Below are 20,901 nucleotides of genomic sequence, written 5' to 3'. Positions count from 1 at the left end.
CGAAACCGACATGCGCCGCTACGGCGGCCTGCGCACCCTGCTGCCGATCACCTACGTCACCTTCGGCCTCGGCTACCTCGCCATCATCGGAGTCCCGCCGTTCGCCGGGTTCTTCTCCAAGGACCGGATCATCGAGGCGGCGTTCAACCAAGGTGGCGTCGGCGGGGTCGCACTGGGTCTGGTCGCGCTGCTCGGCGCGGGTCTCACCGCGTTCTACATGACGCGCGTCATGCTGATGACGTTCTTCGGTGAGCGCCGCTGGGAACCGGACACCCACCCGCACGAGTCCCCCGCGGTGATGACCGGTCCCATGATCCTGCTCGCCATCGGCTCGGTCGGCGCGGGCGCGGTGTTCGTCTTCGGCTCCTCGCTGCAGAACTGGCTCGAACCGGTCGTCGGCGCCCACCACGGCACCGAAACCGTTCCCGCGGCGCTGGTCACGATACTCGCGCTCGGTGTTGTCGCCGTCGGTGTCGCGGTGGCCTACTCGCAGTACGCGCAGCGCGACATCCCCGAGACCGCACCCGAAGCCGTCTCCGGGCTGACCGTCGCGGCACGCCGCGACCTCTACGGCGACACGGTCAACGAAGCCGCGTTCATGCGGCCCGGACAGCACCTGACCCGGGCGCTGGTCTTCCTCGACAACCGCGGCATCGACGGCGTCGTCAACGGCACCGCGGCGTTGATCGGCGGGTTGTCCGCGCGAGCCCGGCGAGTGCAGTCCGGGTTCGTGCGGTCCTATGCCCTGTCCATGTTCACCGGCGCGGCCCTGGTGGCCGCAGCCCTGCTGGCGGTGAGGTTGTGGTGAGCGAGTTTCCCTGGTTGACGACGCTGTGGCTGGTTCCGGTCGCCGGTGCGGCGATCGTGCTCGTGCTGCCCGCCGCGCGACGCACCCTCGCACGTGCCGTGGCACTGGGCTTCTCGGTGCTCGTGCTGGGTATCGGCATCGGGCTCACCGTGCGGTTCGACACCGCGGGCGCCCAATACCAGTTCGTCGAATCCCATCAGTGGATTCCGGCGTTCGGCGCCGGATACACCCTCGGGCTGGACGGCATCGCGCTGGTGCTGGTGCTACTGACCGCGGGCCTGGTTCCCCTACTGATCTTGGCGGGCTGGCACGACGATCGTGAAGTCGGCGGTGGAAAGCGGGTGGCGCACACTTACGTCGCGCTCATCCTGCTCGTCGAGGCGATGGTGCTGATCTCCTTCCTCGCCCTCGACATCCTGCTGTTCTACGTGTTCTTCGAGGCGATGCTCATCCCGATGTACTTCCTCATCGGCGGATTCGGGCCGAGCACCGGCGACGCGCTGCAGCGCAGGCAGCGCTCGCGTGCGGCGGTGAAGTTCCTGCTGTACAACCTGTTCGGCGGGCTGATCATGCTGGCCGCGGTCATCGGGTTGTACGTGCTCACCGCCCGTGAAGGGCTGGGCGAGGGCTCCTCGGGCACCTTCGATCTCCGCACCGTGGTCGCGGCGGCCAACGCCGGTGAGCTCGGCGCCGGACCCGCGGTGCTCAATGCCCTGTTCCTCGGGTTCATGTTCGCCTTCGCGGTCAAAGCGCCGCTGTGGCCACTGCACACCTGGCTGCCGGATGCCGCCGTCGCGGCCACTCCCTCCAGCGCGGTGCTGATGATGGCGGTGGTCGACAAGGTGGGCACCTTCGGCATGCTGCGTTACTGCCTGCCGCTGTTCCCCGGCGCGTCCGACACCTACGCGCCGTTGGTGATCACGCTCGCGGTGATCGGCATCGTGTACGGCGCCCTGCTGGCCATCGGGCAGACCGACGTGATGCGCCTGATCGCCTACACCTCGATCTCCCACTTCGGGTTCATCATCCTCGGCGTCTTCGCCATGACCAGCCAGGGCCAGACCGGCGCGACGCTGTACATGGTCAACCACGGCATCTCGACCGCCGCGCTCTTCCTGGTAGCCGGATTCCTGGTGTCGCGAAGGGGAACCCGGCTCATCGCCGCGTACGGCGGCGTTCAGAAGGTGGCCCCGGTGCTGGCGGGCACATTCTTCATCGCCGGTCTGGCGACGCTGTCGCTGCCCGGCCTCGCCCCGTTCGTGAGCGAATTCCTGGTGCTGATCGGGACATTCGCCCGCTACCAGTTCGCCGCCGTGGTCGCCGCCGTCGCGCTGGTGCTCGCCGCACTGTACGTGCTGTGGCTCTACCAGCGGATGATGACCGGGCCGGTGAAGGAAGGCAACGAGCGGATCTACGACTTGGCACCGCGCGAACTCGCCGTGGTGGTCCCGCTGATCGCCGCGCTGCTGTTCCTCGGCATCTACCCGAAGGTCCTCACCGACTTCATCAATCCCGCGGTGAGCCAGACGCTCACCACCATCGGCCGGACCGATCCCGCACCCTCGACACCCCCACAGCCCGAAGCGGGACCGGCCCAGCATCCCGGAGGTGCCCACAAGTGAACGTCCTCGCCTCCACCACGACGCTCGCCGCGAGCGTTCCCGCGCCGAGCATCGAATACGGCGCCCTGTCCCCCATGCTCATCGTGTTCGGCGCCGCCGTGCTCGGCGTCCTCGCCGAAGCGTTCGTCGCCCGGCGCGCCCGCTACGCCACCCATCTGGTGCTGAGCCTTGCCGGGTTGGTCGCCGCACTGGCCGCCGTCGTGGCGCTCGCGGGCACCGAAACCACCGCTGTCGCGGGCGCCGTGGCCATCGACGGCGTCACATTGTTCCTGCAGGGCACGATCCTGGTCGTGTCGATTCTCGGTGTGCTGTTCATCGCCGAGCGCGGGGCGGAACCGCGCCAGCAGGCTCGATCGGGCCCGGGAACGTGGAGCCGGGCCGCCGCCACCCTCGAACGCGGTGTGGACGCGTTCACGCCGCAGGCTTCGGCGGTGCCCGGAAGCGCGGCCGAAGCAGCGGCGTTGCGCGCGGGTATCGCGACCACCGAGGTGTTCCCCCTGACGCTGCTCGCCGTCGGCGGCCTGTTGCTGTTCCCGGCGTCCAACGACCTGCTGACCATGTTCGTCGCCCTCGAAGTACTGTCGCTGCCGCTGTATCTGCTGTGCGGGCTGGCCCGGCGCAAGCGGTTGCTGTCGCAGGAGGCGGCGCTGAAGTACTTCCTGCTCGGCGCGTTCTCCTCGGCGTTCTTCCTCTACGGCGTCGCGCTGCTGTACGGCCAGGCGGGCACAGTGCGGCTGGGCGGCATCGCGGACGCGATCGCACAGCATCCGGACAACGCGACGCTGGCGGTGCTCGGCGTCGCGATGCTCGCGGTCGGTCTGCTGTTCAAGATCGGTGCGGTGCCGTTCCAGTCCTGGGTGCCGGATGTCTACCAGGGCGCCCCCACCGCGATCACCGGCTTCATGGCGGCGGCCACCAAGATCGCCGCGATCGGGGCGCTGGTGCGCGTGCTGCAGGTCGCCGTGCCGGGTGTGCGCGACGACTGGCGGCCGATCCTCGCGGCCGTCGCGATCGCCACCATGGCCGTCGGCGCGGTCCTGGCGATCACCCAGACCGACGTCAAACGCATGCTCGCGTATTCCTCGGTGGCCCATGCCGGTTTCCTGCTGATCGGCCCGGTGGCCGCCAACGACCGTGGCGTCGCGGCGGTGCTGTTCTATCTGCCGGCCTACGGCCTCGGCACGCTGGGCGCGTTCGCCGTGGTCAGCCTGGTCCGCGAAGCGGACGGCGACGAGGCCACCGGCCTGGCGCGGTGGGCCGGCCTCGGCCGCCGTTCTCCGTGGCTGGCAACGGTTTTCGCGCTGTTCCTGCTTTCCTTCGCCGGGTTGCCGCTCACCAGCGGCTTCGTCAGCAAGTTCACCGTGTTCGAGGCCGCCGCCTCGGGGGGCGCGGCACCGCTGGTCATCATCGGCGTGATCTGCAGTGCCATCGCGGCGTTCTTCTACCTGCGGGTCATCGTGCTGATGTTCTTCACCGACCCGCCCGCTGACGCTCCGGTGCTGGTCAGCCCTCCGCTGACCACGACGATCGTGGCGATCACCGCCGCGGTCACCCTGGTGCTCGGCGTCTATCCGCAGCCACTGCTGGATCTGGCCGACCAGGCGGCGACATTCGTGCGCTGACCGAGCCGGCAGGTGCTCTGGTGCCGCCGCTGCGCGACAGCGGCGGCACCGCAGTTTTCCCGCCGTGCCGGCCCGGGAAGTTCCATGCCGACCGGGTCACGGTCTGCGCGGTGCTTCGGCACGCGGCCGCTCCGAACGCGGCACCGCGTCACCATTCCGCGAAGTGGGTCTCCGCTTCGGCGGGTGCCACGGGGTGGTGGCGGGGCTTGTCAGCAGCACGGTCGGGTGGGAGACGCTCCAGGTCGCGCTCGCGCAGATGAACGCGAACGCGGCGTCGCCGACGGCGTACACATCCGGATGCGAAATCGAACGCATCGTGCCGTCGACGACGATCTGCCCGGTATCGGACACCGCCCCCTGACCTGGCCAGGTCTCCCAATCTAGTCCGCTCGAGCCGGCCACGGGATCGGTTGTTCATCCCGGCTCCACTCGTCAGTGTCGAACAACTGCTTGCGTTCGGTGGGGGCGCGGTTCGCGGCCGACAACGCTGTGGAACGAAGATACAAAGCGCCGGAATCGGCGGTCTGCGTTAGTGTGCTTGCCGGACACGAAGGCGCTGTCAGGGGTACCGATGGATTCGAAACGCACCGGCCGCAAGGTCGTTGACCCCGGTCGCTTCGATCCGGACACACCGAAGCGACGGACCTTCCCAGCAGTCCCATCAGTGGCTGCTGGCGCGTATCCAGACCCCGGTCGGCCGCGAACGCGCATTGACGCTGCGGACAGCAGCAGCGACAGTGGCGCTCGCCGAGCCTCGACCGTTGCCGTCGGTGGCCAGACCGATAGGAGACATGACCTAGGCGCCGCGCCGGCGTTCCAGCGCGTTCGCGATCAGCAATCGGGCACGGTCGCCGTACTCGGCTTGGTCGGCGAGGATCGCGAAGGTCTTCTCGTGCAGCGCGATCTCCGACGGCCGGGTGATGGTCAGCTCGGCCGAGACCGTTTCGGTCAGAACCTGCGCGCGGTCGTAGATGACGAAGTTCGTCGCGGGGGCACGGTAGTCGGCACAGATCGGGATGAGGCCCAGCCGGACCCTCGGATTGGCCATCACCGCGAGCAGGTAGGCGAGTTGCTCGGCCATCGTGGCGGCGTCGCCGACCGTGCGCCACAGCGCGGTCTCGTTGACCACGAAGTGGAATCGGTGTTTCACCCGGAAGAGCACCTGCTTGCGGGCCATGCGCGCGGCCACCGCGTCCTCCAGGTCGTCACGTCCGCCGGTGACGGCGATGCAGGCGTTCAGGATCGCGCGTGCGTAACCCTCGGTTTGCAGCAGTCCCGGCAGCGTGTCGGGCGCGTACCAGCGTATCTGCGTGGTCTGCGCCTCCAGGTCGATCGATTGCCGTTGCCTGTGCGCGTGTCCGGAGGCGACGCTGCGTTGCCATTCCAGGTACATGGACTGCAGATTGCGCGCGTTGGCGACCAGGTCGTCCAGCACGGCGGTATTGCCGCACGCCTCGCACCACGCGGCGAGGTCGGCTTCCGAAGGCGTCTGCTTGCCGCCCTCGATCCGGGAGACTTTGCTCGAATGCCACCCGCACCTCGCGGCCAGTTCCAGACCGGTCAGGTGGGCGGCGCGACGCAGTTCACGCAGGCGCGCACCCAGCACCTCGCGTGCGTCCGACACTCCGTTCATCGGGTACGTGCTCGCTCTCGCAATATCGCTGATGATCGATGCCCTTGGGCCACAGCCGTTCCCGCACCTGCAGGCAGCGGGCGACCAGCGCCGGGTCAGTGGTGATCGACAGACCCACGAACGCCCCGTTCTCGGCGAAGGTGTTGAACGCGATCGTGTTCGTGTCGAAAAGCCAGTAGTCGTCGTGCGGCAGGTCGGCCGGCTCGACCAGATGCCGAGGCAGCCAGCGCACTACTTCGCCGGTGGCGATGTTGTCGTCGGTCGCCGACAACAGCCACCGGGTGTAGTCGGAGTGCGGGACCGTCACGACCCTTAGTCGTTCGAGCGCGATTCCGCGACCGGCGGACTCGACCATCAGAGCATCCCAGGCTTTCCATGACTCGGGCTGTTCCTCTCGTTCGTACGCTACTCCCGCGCCGAAGCGGCGCAACGCTTCCTGCTCGTCCTCCAGCACGTAGTTGTCTCTCACCTCCAGATGGAAGGCGCGGAATCGAGCCGCCCGGAAGAGCGGCTCGAAACAGCGGTCGCCTACCACGTGCAGCATCAGCGCACCACCACGGCGGTTTCGTGACAGTCGAGAGTCAACTGGGCGAGCAGTTCGGGATCGGTGACCGGCTCACCGGCCACCAGCACCGCTCCACACGTCCCGCTCGCCTCGACCCGTAGCCGCATCCCTGGTTCCAGCCAGTCCAACAGCTGGTGTGGCACGAGAACCGTCCCGGTCCGGTCGGTGGCATCGCCCTGCACCACGAGCACGCCCGTGTCGGTGGCGTACACGGCGGGACACGCTCCATGGTCGGACCCGGATCCGAGAAGTCGCAGGTTCATAGCTGATCCTTTGCGAGAGCTGGCGGACGATGTCGTGCAATCGTCCCCACCGCAGGCGTTGCCGGTCAACGTGGTTCGCAAAGTCGCGCAAAATCATGGCGGGGGCATCGGTGCGCCTTCTACCGTCGATTCGGCAACTCGGGGCCACGGCGCCGATGTCGTTCCCCCGGTTGTCCTCTCCCCGAAGGAAAGGCTCCGACATGATGAGACGACCCAGGACTGCCGCTGATTTCGCGGTGCTGGGTGTGCTGGCGCCGGGCGGATTGCTCACCGTCGAGCAACTGGCTCAGCAGGCGCGACTGACCGCATGGTCGGTGCGCAGCGCATTGCTGCGTCTACAGTCGCGCGGTTTGATCATGGATTGCCGGCACCGGGGACGCTGGGCCATCACGCCCAGGGGCCGGGGCGAGTGGGCCGCGAAGGGACGCCGATTCACTTTGTGAGCCGAATGGGAGCGCGGTCACGGTGATTCGGCGGCTTCCGGGTGTCATGGCGTGCTCGCGATCTCGCGTAGCCGGACGGCGAAGGCGGCCGGATCGTCGGCGAACCCGGTGTGCCCGCCGGGAAACATCGCGGGCGCCACATCGAGCGCCGCGGCCAGCGCGCGCGAGGTGCGATCACAGAACTGCCCGGCGGAATCCGCGCCGACGCCCACGACGAGGCGGGCCGGCACCGCCTGCAGGGCGAGGAGGTCGGGCTCCCAGGTGGTGGTGCCTCGGAGTTCGTGGGCGAACCAATAGCGCTCGCCGGCCACCTGCTGCGGGTCGCGATCCGGGCCGAACATCTGCGCCAGCGCCAGCTCTGGCATCGGAATGTTCGCGGCCGCGAAGAACTTCCGCCACGCGCCGAGCACGTCGCTCGCGGCGTAGGTCGCGATGATGTCCTCGGTCGCGGCGCGGTGCGCGTCCCGGTCGGCGAGCAGCGCGTCGATCGGGGGTTCGTGCGCGATCACGGTGGTGACGAGATCGGGACGCGCCTGCGCCAGCGCGAGTGCGGTCACCGCGCCACCGCTGGAACCGAAGACCGTGGCGGGCCCGGCGTTCACCTGCGTGATCAACCGGGCGAGGTCGTCGGCGCGCAGTTCCGGGGTCGAGTCCCGGGTGGGATCGGCGAGGGTGCTGCTGCGGTGTCCGCGCGGGTCGGTGGTGAGCACGGTGTGGTCGGCGGCGAGCAGCTCGGCCGAAGGGGCGAACGCGGCGGCGTCCATCGGTGCGCCGACCAGCGCCAGCAGCCGACCCGTGCCGCGCAGCTCGTAGTACAGGTGCGCGCCTGGGACGTCGAGCGTTCCGGCGATGACCGCCGGCGGTATCCGGGTCATGAATTCTCCTCGTGCGGTTGATTTCCTGCCCGCCAATGCAGACGGTGCGCACGAGTGGGATTCATCGCCGGGCTCGCCGCGATTGCGAAAACTAGGCCTCCTAGGTTATAAACTAATAGGACTAGCTTTCTGGAGGTGGGCACATGATGGCGCGAGCGGGGCTGACCGCGGAGCGGATCACGCGGGCCGCTGCCGATCTCGCCGACGAGATCGGGCTGGACAACCTCACCATGTCGGCGGTGGCCAAGAAGTTCGGCGTTCAGGACGCGAGCCTGTATTCGCACGTCAAAAATCTCCGCGATCTGCGTGCCCGAGTGGCCGTGCTGGCGGCCACGGAGAAGACCGAGCTGATCGCCGCCGCGATCGCCGGTCGCGCCGGTCGCGACGCGCTCGCCGCCTACGCCCATGCCTGGCGGGACTTCGCACTGCGCTTCCCCGGCCGCTACGCCGCGACCCAGCTCCCGTTCGACCCCGAGGTGGCGCGCACCGCAACCGGCGCGTTGCGCGCCGTCGAGCTGACCTACGGGATGCTGCGCGCCTACGGTTTGGCCGAACCCGACCGGACCGACGCGGTCCGCCTGCTGCGCAGCACCTTCCACGGATACAGCGTGCTCGAGGCGACCGGCGGTTTCGGGCATGCGCGCTCCACCGCCGAATCCTGGGAACGCATCATCGACGCCCTGCACATCACGCTCGAGCAGTGGCCGACCGACGACAAGGAGAGATCATGAGATCCGAGACGGTGAAAGTCCCCGGGGCCACGCTGTACTACGAGGTGAGCGGTGCCGGGCCGGTGCTGCTGTTGCTGCCCGGCAGCGGAGGTGACGCGGCGGTTTTCGATCCCGTCATCGAGCCGCTCGCCGAACACTTCACCGTGGTGGCCGTGGATCCGCGCGGCTACTCCCGCAGTGTGCTCGACCCCGGACCGCCGGCCGACATCGAGGTGGAGGTGCAGAGCGAGGATGCCCACCTGCTGCTGGAACACCTCACGCCCGAGGGCGAACAGGCGTACGTATTCGGCGGCAGCGGTGGGGCGGTGGTCGCGCTGGACCTGCTCGCCCGGCATCCGGGGCGGTTGCGGCTGGTTATCGCACACGAGCCGCCGTCGTTCGGCGTGCTGCCCGACGCCGCGGAGCACAAGGCGTTCGTCGAGGAGGTGTGCGAACTGTTCGCCACCGAGGGGCTGGCTGCCGCGGGTGCGCGCTTCCTCGAGGGGATCGGTGGTGGCGTCGCCATGCCGGATCCGGCCGGCCTGTCGCCGCGCGCCGCCGCGATGATGGAACGGCTGCACGCCAACGCTCCGCGCAGCATGGCGCACGAACTGCGTCCGATCACCTCCTACCTGCCGAACGTGGCGGCTTTGACGTCGGTCACCGACCGTCTGGTGCTGGGTGCGGGCCGCGACAGCAAGGGCAAGCTCCCCCACCGTCCCGCGGAGGCACTCGCCGCGCAACTGAACATTCCGCTGACCGAGTTCCCCGGCGGGCACAGCGGAGTCACCGACGCGCCCGCCGAGTTCGCCCAGCTGCTGCTGGAACTGCTGCTGGCCGCACGCGTGGGCTGACCGTCGCGCGACAACGAGCACGAAGATCCCTGCCTATCCGGCCATTCGTGGGTCGGTGGCCAGTTTGCGAAGCCGAGAAGCCGCTGCCCACGCCGATCGGGCACGCCGATTCCACTGTAAGCAACTATGCCTCAAGCTGATTGTGACGTGCGGAATCGACTCTATGCGGATGCCGAACAACGCAATGCTGGTCCGGTGCCGCGATTCGTGAGAGTTTCGTTCGTTTCGGCTTACCTCGGCAGGATCATCGACTTCAGATCCGGGAGGTTGCCGATGCGCTGGGTGGCGGGCCGTTCCGGGGCATCGGTTTGCGGCGAGCCGGTTTCGCGGAGCCGGGCGCGCACCTCGGCGGGCTTCTTGCGCCCGGCTGCGGCCGCGCTCATTCCTTGGTAACTCGTGACAGCGCCGACCACGATCGGGGACGCGCTCGAGGTTCCGCTGAACACGTCGGTGTACCAGAGGTCTTCGTCCGGACCGCCCTGCAGGTCGCCGTATCCGGTGGTGGTGACTTCCAGGCCCCATCCCTGCACGTCGACTCGCTCACCGTAGTTGGAGAATTCCAGTCGGGAGCGTGCCGGGCCGTGGTCGCGGCCGTGGAATCCGGGTGGTGGCGCACCGGCTCCGACGATGATCGCTCCGGAGTCGGCTTCGCCGCCGCGGAACGGATTGCGCCAGTTGGTGGGGAACTCCGCGGGCCGGGTGTCGTAGAGCGCGGCGTCGAGGTCCTCGCCGCCGTTCCCACCGGCCTCCACCACGATGACGCCCTTTCCGACGGCGTACCGGATCGCCGCCGCGTCGTCGGGCCACCATTCGATCGCGATGTAGCCGCGCTGATCCGCCCGGTTGGCGTAGGCGAAACGCGGTCCGGGACGGTGCACTTCCAGCAGGATCACATCGCCGGGGTTCAGCACGTCCGCGGCCGAGCGGATGGCGGCCGCGGACCCCGATCCGAAGATCGATACCGCGCGGATGTACGCCTCCGGCACGATGCCGGTGATGCCGTAGGCGTTCACGTCGCTGCTGATCGCACCGGCAACGGCGGTACCGTGGTCGCGCCAGCCCTGCTGCGGTGCGGGGCTGCCGCCGATCACGCCGCCCTGGTTGACCCGCAAGTCCTCGTGGGTGAACCGCCACGCGCCCTCGATGTCCACCACGCGCACGCCGGAGCCGCGGCCACCCGGCACCGTCCATGCCCAGCGAGCATCGATTCCCTGCGGGGCGGCCTCCAGATACCCCTGCCGTTCGCCGAAATCCGGGGTCACCGGGGGCGCTTCGTCGGTCGAGCGATCGATGACAGCCACCGCGCCTTCCGGCGCGATCGGCGGTTCGGCAGGCGGCTTCACATACGCCGCCGCCACCTCGTCGGCGGCGCGCAACCGCGCGGCCAGCTCGTCGAGCTCGCCGGTGACGCCCTGGACGGAGAAGTAGTTGAGGTACTCCGCACCGGCATCCTCATGCGAAGTGCCGGTGAGCCTGCGCTCCAGGCGGTTGGCCGGTCCGAAGACGCGCACCAGTTCGACTCCGGCGGGAAGCAATTCGCCCAGATGTGCTTGCACGCTGCGGCTTTCGCGCAGGGCGATCGGTGTGATCGCGGTCTCGGCGCCATGGGTGACCACGATCAGCTCTGCGGGCGACCGGAGCTCTGAATGCTGGGATGCCATGGCGTCCAGTCAACCTGGGTTGCGGATGGCCCGCCACCGGATGCGCTGTGCGGCTCAGCCGTGCAGGCGCAGGGGCGGCGTCACACCAGGTGCCGCGACCGGGTCATGCCGGGTGCCCGCGGCGAAGAACGCTTCGGTGGCACCGAGCGCGAGCAGGCACGCTCCGGCCAGCCAGCCGAGTGCGTCCAGGGACTCGAACGGCAGCGCACCGACCAGCACGCCGAACGTCAGTGTGGCCAGGCCGAAAAGCTCCTGCCGCCCGCGGCCGGGTAGGTCGTCGACCCACACCGCCACGGTGGCATGGCAGATTCCGCGGATCGCCCACGCCAACCCGATCCAGAACGACAGCAACAGCGTCGAATTCCCGCCGGCGAAGCACAACATCGCCAGCAGGGCCGACAGGACGCCACTCACGACCACCAGCACCCGCAGCGGTGTGGCGAAACGAGCGCCGACCGCGACGATCAGCTGAACAATCCCGTTGAGCAGCAGATAGCCGCCGGACAGCAGTTCCGCTGTCGGCATCGACTTGTGCGGCCACACCGCCAGGGCCACACCCATGATCATCGAACAGGCACCGGCCACCAGTACCGTCTGCCGGGCTTCGCCGGCCAGTGGTTCCGTACGCCCTTCGACTCCGGTTTCGGGCATAGCTACATGATATGACCGAGACCGGGGTTAACGATCTATTTGCCCCGTCCGGGCGGCTATTCGTCGCAGGCCGATTGCGCCAAAAGCACGTCGGCTGCCCCGGATCACGCGGCCATCCAGAGGATTACGCCGCGTGCGGTGGTCGCCTCGTCGACACGCCACGGGGCACTGATCCTTACCGGCGGTCGCCACGTCGTCCGGCGTGGCAGTGGCTTCCGACAGTCGGCCGACCCGGACGATCCACCCGCCGACCGGGATGTCGGTGTAGGACGATCCGTCGTGCGGGAATCCGAATCCTTGTGTGAGGGAGAGCATGGCGGCGATCTGCACCGATACCGACGGGGGTGTCGCTTTCGCTTCGGACCCGAGCCAGCGCATCCCGATGAGCAGCGCGACGATCTGCGACACCACGACGCATCACCGGTGTCTTACACCCAGCGAGTGCCGAGGAAGCCGTGGCCGGATCGGGCATTTCGCTGGTCAGCCGTCGTGGCGATCATCCGGTTCGGTAGCGGCTGATTTGCGGCGCCTCTCGGCGAGCAGTTCGTCGAGTTGGGCTTCGGCGCGTTCGGCACGAGCGAGAGTCTGGGCGCGGGCCTCGTCTAGCGCTTGAAGACGCTCGGCGGCTTCGGCGCGCGCCTTCTCTACGGCGACGGCGGCCTCGGCTCGGGCGGCGGCGAGCTCGGCCGCTGCGGCGCGACGGGTTTCGGTGAGTTCGGTCCGAGTGGCGTCGAGTTCGGCGCGGACCCTGCGCCATTCGGCGCGTGCCTCCTCGGCAGCTTCGGCGCGCTCGGCGGCGGCTTGTTCGGCGCGCTCGGTCGCCCGTTCGGCGTCGGCCGCGCGCTGCGCGGCGAGATCGCGTTCGGACCGGGCGGCCGCGACCCGCGCCTCCGCTTCCTGCTGGGCGTGCGCGATCTCGGTTTCCGCGCGGCGCTCGGCGCGCTGAACGTGGTCCGCGGCTTGCTGTTCGATGCGTTCGGTCTGCTCGGCGGCCTCGCGCCGCACGGCGCGGACATCGGCTTCGGCGTCGCTGCGCGCGGCGAACACCTCGTCGGCGGCCTGTTTGGTGACGCGTTCGACCTCGCGCAGCGCGTCGTCGCGCGCCGAGTTCGCCTCGGCGATCAGCGCTTCCGCTTGCTCGGCGGCGCCTGCCGCGTCCTCGGCGGCGGATTCGGCGAGTTCTCTGGCCTCCTGCGCCTCCCGCCGCGCCTGCTCGGCCGCCACGGTGGCGCCTTCCGCCTCGGCGATCCGCCGTGCCGCGTCGACCTGAACTGCCTGCACCTGGGCCTCGGCAACCGATGGGTCGGCGAGCGTGGACAACTCCGCGACGGCAGCATTCAACGTGGTGTTCAGCTGTTCGGCGAGCCCGCGGAACTGGGTGAGCAACTCATCGGCGCGCAAGCGGGCGACGGTCACCGGGCCCGGTTGCGTCACAGTGACGGCAGCGGTCGCCCCTTCCGCTTCCTGTTGTTGCCGTTGCCGTTCCCGCCATGCACGCCAGCGCGTGTGATCGGCGCGGTCGCAGTACTCCGAAGGACGGCCGGGACCAGCTCCTCGCATGATGGGACGAGAACAGCCCGGATAGTTGCACACGTTCGACACCACGAAATCGTAGCGTTTGTTTCGTTAGGTATGACGGATTGCCACGAAACGAAACGCATGCGTGCGACTCGCCCAGACTGGATCGTCGCCTACACCCTGACCACCGATAAGTGAACATTATCGGCGGCTAGGGATCCCGGCAGAGGGCGGGCATCTACGGAAATTTTCGTTTCGTAGCGTTGTGACTTGCGAAACGTAATTGCAACGAAATCCTCCGAAAACTGGGTACCCCTGGTTGGAGACCTGTCAGCTCGGCATCTGATCTGTCGGAGTCTCCTGCGGTCTGACGGAAAGGCTCGCCGTCCATGCCGCCTTGGTTCCCCGCGCACGGCCAGGGCTGCGGTTTGCCGTGGGTGATCGTGAACGACGGCCTGCCCGGTGCCGGTGAAGCATTACGCGATGCGGAATTCAAAGCTGCTCAGGTCTTTCAGATCTCCGGCACCGGTGTCATGCTGGCCGTCGGAGTTCTCCTGCTGGCGTATCTTTGGACGTATCGCCATCGGATCGGCCGGACCTGGCGTGCCGTGAGCAGCGTTGGGATTCTGGTGATGATGGCCGGGAATTGCCTGGTCATCGCCCTATCAGGCGGTGGAGGTCAGGGCTGCTAGCCCACCGGTAGCTCGGCCGCGGCGGACGGGCACGGGCACGCGCGCGAGGTTCCCGCGGCGCGACGGTGTCGACGCCAACCCATTGCATGAGACTGGGAAAGCCCATCCCTCAACGTCACTGTGACGCTTACTGATTGCGTGGGTCGAAAGACGAATGACGCGGCGTCCGGTGACGACCGTCGGCTTCCGCAGCGCATCGCCCCTTCTGATCGCAGGCGCGCGCCCACGGTGCCGTAGGCTGAATTCTCGCGCCGAGTACTTCGGCGCGGACAGTCAGTCGCCGAGGTGAACGCGGGAGCCATGGACGATCGATCCAGCGTGGTGGTGGTCCCGGAGTCGGTGCGCACCGAGTTGCGTCGCGGGGTGCGCAGCGTGCTGGTCGATGCCGCGGCCTTACGGTTGGTGCGGGACCGTTTCGACGACGACCAAGCCGGTTCGCTGCGCCGGTATCTCGAAGCGTCCCAATCGGCGAACACGCTGCGCGCCTATCGGGCCGACTGGGTGGCCTGGTCGGCGTGGTGCGCCACCGAAGGCAGACAAGCGCTGCCCGCCGATGCACTCGATGTCGCGGTCTACCTCGCCGCGGCCGCCGACGCGCGCCGCGACACCGGCGGATGGGCGTTCAGCCCAGCCACATTGGAGCGCAAGTCGGCTGCCATCGCGGCAGTGCACGCGGCGAACGGACTGCCGTCACCGACGCGTTCGGACGTGGTGCGCCTGACGCTGCGCGGCATCCGCCGCACCCGGCGCAGCCAGCCCAAACGCAAACGCCCCGTCCTGCTGCACACCCTCGATCAGCTCTTGAGCGGGCTTCCCGGACCGGGCTGGCCCACCGAACCCGCCCGCCGCAGGGACGCGCTCGTGCTGCTCATCGGTTTCGCCGGCGCGTTGCGACGCAGCGAATTGGCCGGATTGCGGGTCGGCGATGTCGAAGTCGGCCTCGACCACACCACCGGAGAACCGATCCTGTTGATCCGGCTGCCCGCGACGAAGACCGACCCGACCGGTGCCGCGGAACAGCGGGTGGCTCTGCCCCGCGGCCGCCGACCCGCCACCTGCCCCGTCTGCGCTTTCGCCGACTGGCTGCGGCTGTGCGAAATCCACGCCGCGGCCGGCACTTCCGGACTGCGAGCCTGGCTGGCCGACGCGCAGCCGACGGCACCCGAGATCCACCGCTGCCACGGCTTCACCGGTACCACGCTCACCGACGCGGACCTTCCCCTCTGCCCTACCATCAACCGCCACGGCGTGATCGGCGACGACGCCATGTCCGGGCGAGCGGTCGCCGAGCTGGTCAAGCGCTATGCCGCCCGGGCCGGGCTCGACCCCGCCCTGTTCTCCGGTCATTCGCTGCGCGCCGGGTTCGCCACGCAGGCTGCCCTGGGTGGCGCCAGCGACCGCGAGATCATGCGCCAAGGCCGCTGGTCCAACCCGCGCACCGTCCACGGCTACATTCGCACCGCCAACCCGCTGGAAGACAACGCGGTCACCAAACTCGGCCTGTGAACGACACAGGCTTCCCGCCACCACAACCACACTCCCCCGGTTTCCTGGCACCCCTCCTTCGGTGACGAAAGAGAGGCGCCTCGGGTTGTGCGGAAGAACAGCGAGGTCGCCTACCCGCGCAGTTCCTCGGCGAGTTCCGCCTGAACCGCTAGATCATCCAGAAATCGGTCGATGCTGTCAGATCTGGCTCGGGACAGCTGGAGGCGCTCGCGCACTACGAACTCGGCGCGGTCGAGCACTGCGACAGTGAGGTCATGCCCGAGTTCCTCGCGCAACTGCCTGCGCACCTGCTCGACGCGGTCCATGCCGTGTCTGCGCACCCGCTCGATCTCCGCGGCGGCGGCTCCCCGCAGTTCCGCGATGATCCGCTCCACGTCGGCGCTGGCTTGCTCGCTAATTTCGGCCATCTCGGTGCGGGCCGTGACGGCCGCTTCGGCGAAAGCCTGTTCGGCCGCGGCCAATCGAGCTGTGGCCTGCGAGCTCTCCTCCAGCTGTCGCTGTATCGTCTGCTGCGCGCGCAGCATCATCGCCCACACCTGCGGAACAACCCATCTGACCAGTGCGCCCACGATGACGGCGAAGCCGAACAATTGACTGAGGAATACCGGCCAGTTCCAAGTGATGTCGTAGATGCCGTCACGTTCGTTCACCGTCTCCTCCGATCACTCGGTCGGCCAGTTCACCGGCCAGCGGGTCGATGTGTTCGCGCAGCCCCGCCGCCGCCGCGTCGGCCTGGGCTCGCAGCTGGATCGTGGCTGCGGCCACCATCTCGTCGGACCGTTGATGTGCGTGCTCACGGGTCGAGATCAGGGTCGCCCGGCCGTCGAGCCGGGCTTGGGCACGCAGTCGCGCCGCCTCGCCGCGTGCTTGTGCCACCGAGGACCGATACCGGTGCTCGGCCGCCCCGAAGAGCTCACGTGCCCGCTGCTCATCTGTGGCGGTCTTGGTGACGCGGGCTTCCCGTTCGGCGAGCACGTCGCGAATCGGCGGCACGACGAACAGCCAGATCACCGCGAGCACGAGCAGAAATATCGCCAGCTCGGCGAAGAAGGTGCCGTTGGGGATCAGGAAATTCTGTTCCGCCCGGTTTTCGGTCGCCATGGCGCTACTTTCCTGGCGCCGCGAAAGCGAACAGCGCCATGAACGTCAGGTTGATGAAGTAGACGGCGTCGACCAGGCTGACCGCCATCAGGTAGTTGCCGCGCAGCCTGCCCTCGGCCTCCGGTTGCCGGGAAATGCCGTTGATCAGCGCCGAGCCCGCCATCCCGTTGCCGTAGCCCGCGCCGATCGCGCCGCCGACCATCATCAGTCCGCCCGCCAGCAGGGCCGCCGCCTGGACGATCGTCTCGTGGGTCACGTCTGCCATTTCTGTTCCTTTCCTTTCCTCGTCGAAAGAGGAATGTGGGGGCCGGTATACGAATGTGCCGGCGCGGTTCAGTGGTTCTCGTGCTCGCGCGCGGTGGCCTGGCCGAAGTAGAGGATGGTCAGCAAGGCGAAGATGAAGGCCTGGATCAACCCGACGAACAGGTCGAACAGCTTCCACACGGCGTTGGGCCCCCAGCTGAGCCAGGCGGGCAGCAGTGCGATCACCGAGATCATGACCCCACCCGCGAACATGTTGCCGAACAACCGCAGAGCCAGCGACAACGGTTTCGCCAGTTCCTCGATGATGTTGATGAAGACCATCGGACCCCACCCGGTGTGCCCCTTCAGCACCTGCTTCACATGCCCGATCGGTCCCCGCCGCGCCACTCCCGCCGCCTGGTAGCAGAGGAAGACGAACAAGGCGAGCGCATAGGTGAAGTTGACATCCGCGGCGGGCGGCTTGATCAGCTCGCCGTCGCCGTACTGCACCGGCAATACCGACAACCAGTTCGACAGCAGAACGAAGACGAACAACGTCACCGCCAGGGGCAGGACGAACGGCGCGATCCGGAGGCCCACCGCGCTTTCCACCTGACCGCGCAGCTGCACTGTCACGGTCTCGAAGAACAACTGCACGCCGTTGGGCACCCCGGAGGTCAGCTTGACGCGCAGCGAGAACGCGAGCCCCAGCACGACGACGGCCGCGATGGCGGTCGCGAGAATGGTGTCGACATGAAAGGCCATCCCGAGGAAGTGCGCCGTTTCATGTTGTCCCACTTCGACTTTCGTCATCGGACACCGCTCGGGACAGGCGCTGCCACGCTGAGCAGCCAAACGATCTGAAAGGCGACCAGCCCGAAGAGAATTCCCGTTCCATCGGGCCGCGCCAGGATGCCGACGGCCAGCGCGAATGCCGTGACACCGAACAACCGCAACCCGTTCGTCGCCGCCAAGAACTGTGTGCCCGATTCGGCACCGGACGACATCCGCGTGGCGGACACTGTGGCCAGCCACGCGTTGATGTAACCCAATACCATTCCGATGCAGACGAATACGCCCAACAGCAGCCGATCCAGCGCCCCGGCCGCTGCGAGAACCGTGATTCCCACTCCCGCGGCGACGATGATCGGACGGCGGTCCACGCTGACCGTCATATGCCCTCCCATAGTGATGTCGTGACGGCCTGTAGCGGAGCTACATACCTACGGTCACAACAGCATTCTTACTTACTACGATCTGTAGTACAAGAGTTCCCGACAAATCGGGCAAATCGCCCGATACGGCTGGTCGCCCACGGGTTTCGCCGACCCTGCGCTTCACCGCGAATCCGCTCCGCGGTCCCGATAGCAAGGGAGACAGCCCGCGTGCCGCCGCTCGCGATTCGGTCTCCAGGTCCCCACTTCGACCTTGTCCACGACTCCCGACCACATCGATTGCTGAAGATATGCTGAGGCTGTGCTTTCAGTGCCGGCGCCGATGCTGGCCGTCTCCGGACGGCCACCGCAGGAACGCGGACGGTGGGCGTTCGAGATGAAGTGGGACGGCATCCGTGCCATCGCGCGGTGCCGGGAGGAGGACTGCCGGTTCTACAGTCGCAACAATCGCGATCTCAGTGGCTCGTTTCCCGAGCTCACAGCCGCGCTGGAAGACCTCGGTGAGCACGGTGGAATACTCCTCGACGGGGAGATCGTCGCGCCCGATCCGGCGACGGGCGTGCCGTCGTTCGGTCGCTTGCAGCGGCGTATGCATGTGGTCTCGCCCAGCGCGGAGTTGCTGCGCGCATTCCCCGCGCAGTATCTCGCCTTCGATTTGCTGGCTGTACACGGTGGCTCCATCATGGAGCTGCCCTATACCGAGCGCCGCGAGCGTTTGGCGGAACTCGCGCTCGACCGGCCGCTTGCCCGCACTCCCCCGTACTACTCGAATGTCGAGCCCGGCACCCTGCTGGACGTCGCCCGCGAGCACGGGCTGGAGGGAATCGTCGCCAAGCGCCTCGATTCGGTCTACTACCCCGGCCGCCGCTCCCCGTTGTGGATCAAGACGCCGCTACGTAAGACGACGGAGGTCGTCGTCGCGGGCTGGCTGCCCGGCTCCGGTCGTTTCTCCGCGACGTTCGGTTCGCTCGCGCTCGGCGCTTACGACGACCACGACCGGCTGGTGCACGTGGGTAATGTCGGTACCGGCTGGACCATGCACGACCGGCGCTCCCTGCAAGCCCGCCTGAACGAGCTGTCGCGTCCGGACACCCCCTTCGACATTCCACCGCCGCGCGCGGTCACCGCGGTCGCCCATTGGGTGCAGCCCGTCCTCGTCGCAGACATCGAGTATCGCGAAGCGACCTCCGAAGGGCTGCGCCACCCCAGCTGGCGAGGCCTGCGCCCCGACAAGTCCCCGCACGAAGCGAAATGGGAATTATTCGCTTAGAGGCAACACGACGTTCTTGGCGCATCGGGGCGTCGTAGCTGGTTGACGGGGTGGCGAAGCGCGTACAGGCCCCACGGTGGAAATGCGCCGAGTCGCGCGGTGACGGGTGAAGTGGCGCACGTCACATCGTATCGTGTCATGTTTCGGTGCTCGGCGGTGTCTCGAGGGCATGACCGAACAACGCGCCCTGCACACCATGAAGACCACGACGTTCCAGCACGCGACGGCGGAGAAGTCAGCCGTCGCGCGAAGCGACCGAACCCGGATCAGAGCCCTCGCATACTGGGCCACCACATTTGTCATCGTCTTCGAGCTGGTTTCCGGATCGGTGTGGAACCTGCTGACGATCGAATGGATAGAAATCCAGTTGCGACACCTGGGATACCCGCACTTCTTCGCCTACATTCTGGGTGCGTGGCAGGTCGGTGCGGCCGTCGCGATCATCGCGCCCGGGTTCGCGCTGATCAAGGAATGGGCGTACGCGGGCGCCTTTCTCCTGTGGTCGGGTGCCGTGGTGTCACACCTGGCAGTCGGCGACGGTGTCGAGTCGTGGTCGGTGCCACTCATGTTCGCGATCTGCGCCATCGCGTCGTGGATGCTGAGGCCCGCTTGCCGTCGGCTCCCGCAGATGCGGCTGCGTCCGGACCGCACTGCTGCCGTCGGACAAGCCGGGCCCGGTCTGCCTGCAACCCGCCCTCGCGACTGGACCGTTGCGATCGGAGGGCTCGTTGTCCTGTATGCCGTTTCGTTCCTCACGCTGCCCACAGTCGAAGACTTCATGCACAAGAACGCAGTTGAACTCGGCTGGATCTCCGAGTAGTGGGCTGCCGCGAGATACATTGCAGACCGATGCGTTCCGCCGATTAAACAAGAGCGCGCATCAGTGCGGTTTGCGCGTCGTCTCACTTTTCGACGGGTCCGATCGTCGTACCACGCGAGACGAAGACATCCAGCGAACAGAAAGTGCTCCGGTCCCGCAAGCCGGAGTCATAGCCGACGCTGCAAGGAGAACACAATGAACAACGGCAACCGCATGTCGGTGGGGTCATCGTTCATCGGTGGGCTCGAATGGGCGGGCGCGCGGTCGAGCCGTGGGCGATCTGCCGTACCACGTCGGGGAGCAAGGTGTGTTCGGCTTCGAGGACCCGCGCACCGAGCGTCTCGGCGGTATCGCCCGGACGCACCGGCACTTCGACCTGGGCGATCACCTCACCGTCGTCGTATTCGCCGGAGACGTGATGGACGGACACGCCGCTGATGAGGTCTCCGGCGTCCAGCACGGCTTGGTGCACGTGCCTGCCGTACATTCCGGGGCCGCCGTGGCGGGGCAGCAACGCGGGGTGGACGTTGATGATCCGGGTGGCGAATTCGCTCGTGGTCCGCGGCCCGATCTTCTTCAGGTATCCGGCGGTCACCACCAGGTCGACCGCGTGCTCGACGAGTGCGGCGCGCATTGCTTCGTCCGGGTCGTCGTGGGTGCGCCCGGACAGGTGCCGGGCGGGGATCCGGTTGTCCCGGGCGTAGCGCAGCGCGCCGGAGTCGCTGTTGTTGCTGATGACCAGCACGATCCGGAACCGGGCGTTCGCGACGAGGGAAGCTTGGTGCAGCGCATGCAGATTCGACCCGTTGTGGGAGGCGATCACCGCGACGCGAAGCTCCGGCATGGTTGCATAGTCTCGCACAGGCGTT

24 protein-coding genes are annotated in these 20,901 nt (G+C 67.8%); 11 read left to right on the top strand and 13 right to left on the bottom strand.

Annotated elements, in window-relative coordinates; all coding sequences use genetic code 11:
- The 4 genes from ON19_RS35110 to ON19_RS43065 all read left to right on the top strand — a co-directional run.
- A partial coding sequence (locus ON19_RS35110; protein WP_043703047.1) for a proton-conducting transporter transmembrane domain-containing protein occupies positions 1-808 on the top strand: 808 nt, incomplete at its 5' end.
- Positions 805-2,430 carry an NADH-quinone oxidoreductase subunit M gene (locus ON19_RS35105; RefSeq protein ID WP_086006780.1) on the top strand — a complete coding sequence of 542 codons (1,626 nt, stop codon included), beginning with the start codon at positions 805-807 and terminating at the stop codon, positions 2,428-2,430. The genes ON19_RS35110 and ON19_RS35105, both read left to right, overlap by 4 nt.
- On the top strand, positions 2,427-4,052 hold the full coding sequence (gene nuoN / locus ON19_RS35100) for an NADH-quinone oxidoreductase subunit NuoN (protein WP_043702991.1): 1,626 nt from the start codon (positions 2,427-2,429) through the stop codon (positions 4,050-4,052). Before ON19_RS35105 ends, nuoN begins: the two co-directional genes overlap by 4 nt.
- A 163-nt stretch (positions 4,053-4,215) precedes the next feature.
- Complete coding sequence (locus ON19_RS43065; protein WP_169334250.1) at positions 4,216-4,413, top strand: hypothetical protein; 198 nt, start codon at positions 4,216-4,218, stop codon at positions 4,411-4,413.
- A gap of 435 nt (positions 4,414-4,848) precedes the next feature.
- Here ON19_RS43065 and ON19_RS35090 read toward each other — a convergent pair whose 3' ends face one another.
- Genes ON19_RS35090 through ON19_RS35080 form a run of 3 tightly spaced genes read right to left on the bottom strand, consistent with a single transcriptional unit; the run spans position 4,849 to position 6,513 of the window.
- Entirely contained in the window at positions 4,849-5,685 is an 837-nt protein-coding gene (locus tag ON19_RS35090) for a helix-turn-helix domain-containing protein (RefSeq protein WP_043702987.1), read from the bottom strand.
- On the bottom strand, positions 5,636-6,229 hold the full coding sequence (locus ON19_RS35085; RefSeq protein WP_051169622.1) for a DUF6879 family protein: 594 nt from the start codon (positions 6,227-6,229) through the stop codon (positions 5,636-5,638). Before ON19_RS35085 ends, ON19_RS35090 begins: the two co-directional genes overlap by 50 nt.
- Positions 6,229-6,513: a hypothetical protein gene (locus tag ON19_RS35080; protein ID WP_043725354.1), complete on the bottom strand. Its 285-nt coding sequence runs from the start codon at positions 6,511-6,513 to the stop codon at positions 6,229-6,231. The genes ON19_RS35085 and ON19_RS35080 overlap by 1 nt, the downstream gene beginning before the upstream one ends.
- Positions 6,514-6,713: 200 nt before the next feature.
- Between ON19_RS35080 and ON19_RS42600 the strand changes: the two genes are divergently transcribed.
- Positions 6,714-6,956 (top strand): MarR family transcriptional regulator, encoded by a 243-nt coding sequence (locus ON19_RS42600; RefSeq protein WP_157230012.1) that lies wholly within the window; start codon positions 6,714-6,716, stop codon positions 6,954-6,956.
- A 44-nt stretch (positions 6,957-7,000) separates the two neighbouring features.
- Here ON19_RS42600 and ON19_RS35070 read toward each other — a convergent pair whose 3' ends face one another.
- Positions 7,001-7,831: an alpha/beta fold hydrolase gene (locus tag ON19_RS35070; protein ID WP_043702983.1), complete on the bottom strand. Its 831-nt coding sequence runs from the start codon at positions 7,829-7,831 to the stop codon at positions 7,001-7,003.
- 143 nt (positions 7,832-7,974) lie between these two features.
- Here ON19_RS35070 and ON19_RS35065 point away from each other — a divergent pair, with 143 nt between their 5' ends.
- Complete coding sequence (locus ON19_RS35065) at positions 7,975-8,562, top strand: TetR/AcrR family transcriptional regulator (protein ID WP_306307076.1); 588 nt, start codon at positions 7,975-7,977, stop codon at positions 8,560-8,562.
- Positions 8,559-9,395 (top strand): alpha/beta fold hydrolase, encoded by an 837-nt coding sequence (locus tag ON19_RS35060; RefSeq protein WP_043702980.1) that lies wholly within the window; start codon positions 8,559-8,561, stop codon positions 9,393-9,395. The genes ON19_RS35065 and ON19_RS35060 overlap by 4 nt, the downstream gene beginning before the upstream one ends.
- Positions 9,396-9,625: 230 nt before the next feature.
- On the opposite strand, the gene ON19_RS35055 is transcribed toward ON19_RS35060, so the two are convergent.
- The 3 genes from ON19_RS35055 to ON19_RS35040 all read right to left on the bottom strand — a co-directional run bounded on the left by ON19_RS35055 (position 9,626) and on the right by ON19_RS35040 (position 13,267).
- A complete protein-coding gene (locus ON19_RS35055) occupies positions 9,626-11,056 on the bottom strand; it encodes a S8 family peptidase (RefSeq protein WP_051169621.1) in 1,431 nt (476 codons plus the stop codon).
- 54 nt (positions 11,057-11,110) lie between these two features.
- Complete coding sequence (locus ON19_RS35050; protein ID WP_051169620.1) at positions 11,111-11,707, bottom strand: HdeD family acid-resistance protein; 597 nt, start codon at positions 11,705-11,707, stop codon at positions 11,111-11,113.
- Positions 11,708-12,187: 480 nt separating this feature from the next.
- Positions 12,188-13,267 (bottom strand): coiled-coil domain-containing protein, encoded by a 1,080-nt coding sequence (locus ON19_RS35040; RefSeq protein ID WP_255218453.1) that lies wholly within the window; start codon positions 13,265-13,267, stop codon positions 12,188-12,190.
- A 395-nt stretch (positions 13,268-13,662) separates the two neighbouring features.
- Here ON19_RS35040 and ON19_RS35035 point away from each other — a divergent pair, with 395 nt between their 5' ends.
- Both ON19_RS35035 and ON19_RS35030 read left to right on the top strand, forming a co-directional pair.
- Positions 13,663-13,917: a hypothetical protein gene (locus ON19_RS35035; protein WP_157230011.1), complete on the top strand. Its 255-nt coding sequence runs from the start codon at positions 13,663-13,665 to the stop codon at positions 13,915-13,917.
- A gap of 300 nt (positions 13,918-14,217) precedes the next feature.
- Positions 14,218-15,423 carry a site-specific integrase gene (locus tag ON19_RS35030; RefSeq protein ID WP_043702972.1) on the top strand — a complete coding sequence of 402 codons (1,206 nt, stop codon included), beginning with the start codon at positions 14,218-14,220 and terminating at the stop codon, positions 15,421-15,423.
- Between the two features lie 110 nt (positions 15,424-15,533).
- On the opposite strand, the gene ON19_RS35025 is transcribed toward ON19_RS35030, so the two are convergent.
- The 5 genes from ON19_RS35025 to ON19_RS35005 all read right to left on the bottom strand — a co-directional run bounded on the left by ON19_RS35025 (position 15,534) and on the right by ON19_RS35005 (position 17,942).
- On the bottom strand, positions 15,534-16,073 hold the full coding sequence (locus ON19_RS35025) for a F0F1 ATP synthase subunit B family protein (protein ID WP_051169618.1): 540 nt from the start codon (positions 16,071-16,073) through the stop codon (positions 15,534-15,536).
- Entirely contained in the window at positions 16,060-16,524 is a 465-nt protein-coding gene (locus ON19_RS35020; protein WP_043702970.1) for a F0F1 ATP synthase subunit B family protein, read from the bottom strand. The genes ON19_RS35025 and ON19_RS35020 overlap by 14 nt, the downstream gene beginning before the upstream one ends.
- A gap of 4 nt (positions 16,525-16,528) precedes the next feature.
- Positions 16,529-16,789, bottom strand: a complete 261-nt coding sequence (atpE, locus tag ON19_RS35015; protein ID WP_043702969.1) for an ATP synthase F0 subunit C — start codon at positions 16,787-16,789, stop codon at positions 16,529-16,531.
- Positions 16,790-16,857: 68 nt separating this feature from the next.
- Positions 16,858-17,580, bottom strand: a complete 723-nt coding sequence (gene atpB / locus ON19_RS35010; protein ID WP_043702968.1) for a F0F1 ATP synthase subunit A — start codon at positions 17,578-17,580, stop codon at positions 16,858-16,860.
- Entirely contained in the window at positions 17,577-17,942 is a 366-nt protein-coding gene (locus ON19_RS35005; RefSeq protein WP_051169617.1) for a hypothetical protein, read from the bottom strand. Before ON19_RS35005 ends, atpB begins: the two co-directional genes overlap by 4 nt.
- A gap of 322 nt (positions 17,943-18,264) precedes the next feature.
- Here ON19_RS35005 and ligD point away from each other — a divergent pair, with 322 nt between their 5' ends.
- Both ligD and ON19_RS39495 read left to right on the top strand, forming a co-directional pair.
- A complete protein-coding gene (ligD, locus tag ON19_RS35000) occupies positions 18,265-19,212 on the top strand; it encodes a non-homologous end-joining DNA ligase (RefSeq protein WP_043703033.1) in 948 nt (315 codons plus the stop codon).
- Between the two features lie 169 nt (positions 19,213-19,381).
- Positions 19,382-20,032 (top strand): DoxX family protein, encoded by a 651-nt coding sequence (locus ON19_RS39495; protein ID WP_227954755.1) that lies wholly within the window; start codon positions 19,382-19,384, stop codon positions 20,030-20,032.
- A gap of 232 nt (positions 20,033-20,264) precedes the next feature.
- Here ON19_RS39495 and purN read toward each other — a convergent pair whose 3' ends face one another.
- Positions 20,265-20,876 carry a phosphoribosylglycinamide formyltransferase gene (gene purN, locus ON19_RS34990; RefSeq protein WP_043702966.1) on the bottom strand — a complete coding sequence of 204 codons (612 nt, stop codon included), beginning with the start codon at positions 20,874-20,876 and terminating at the stop codon, positions 20,265-20,267.
- Positions 20,877-20,901 lie beyond the last annotated feature (25 nt).

The organism is Nocardia abscessus NBRC 100374 (assembly GCF_000308455.1).
Classification (GTDB): Bacteria; Actinomycetota; Actinomycetes; order Mycobacteriales; family Mycobacteriaceae; genus Nocardia; species Nocardia abscessus.
This window is presented reverse-complemented; position numbering and strand designations above follow the sequence as displayed.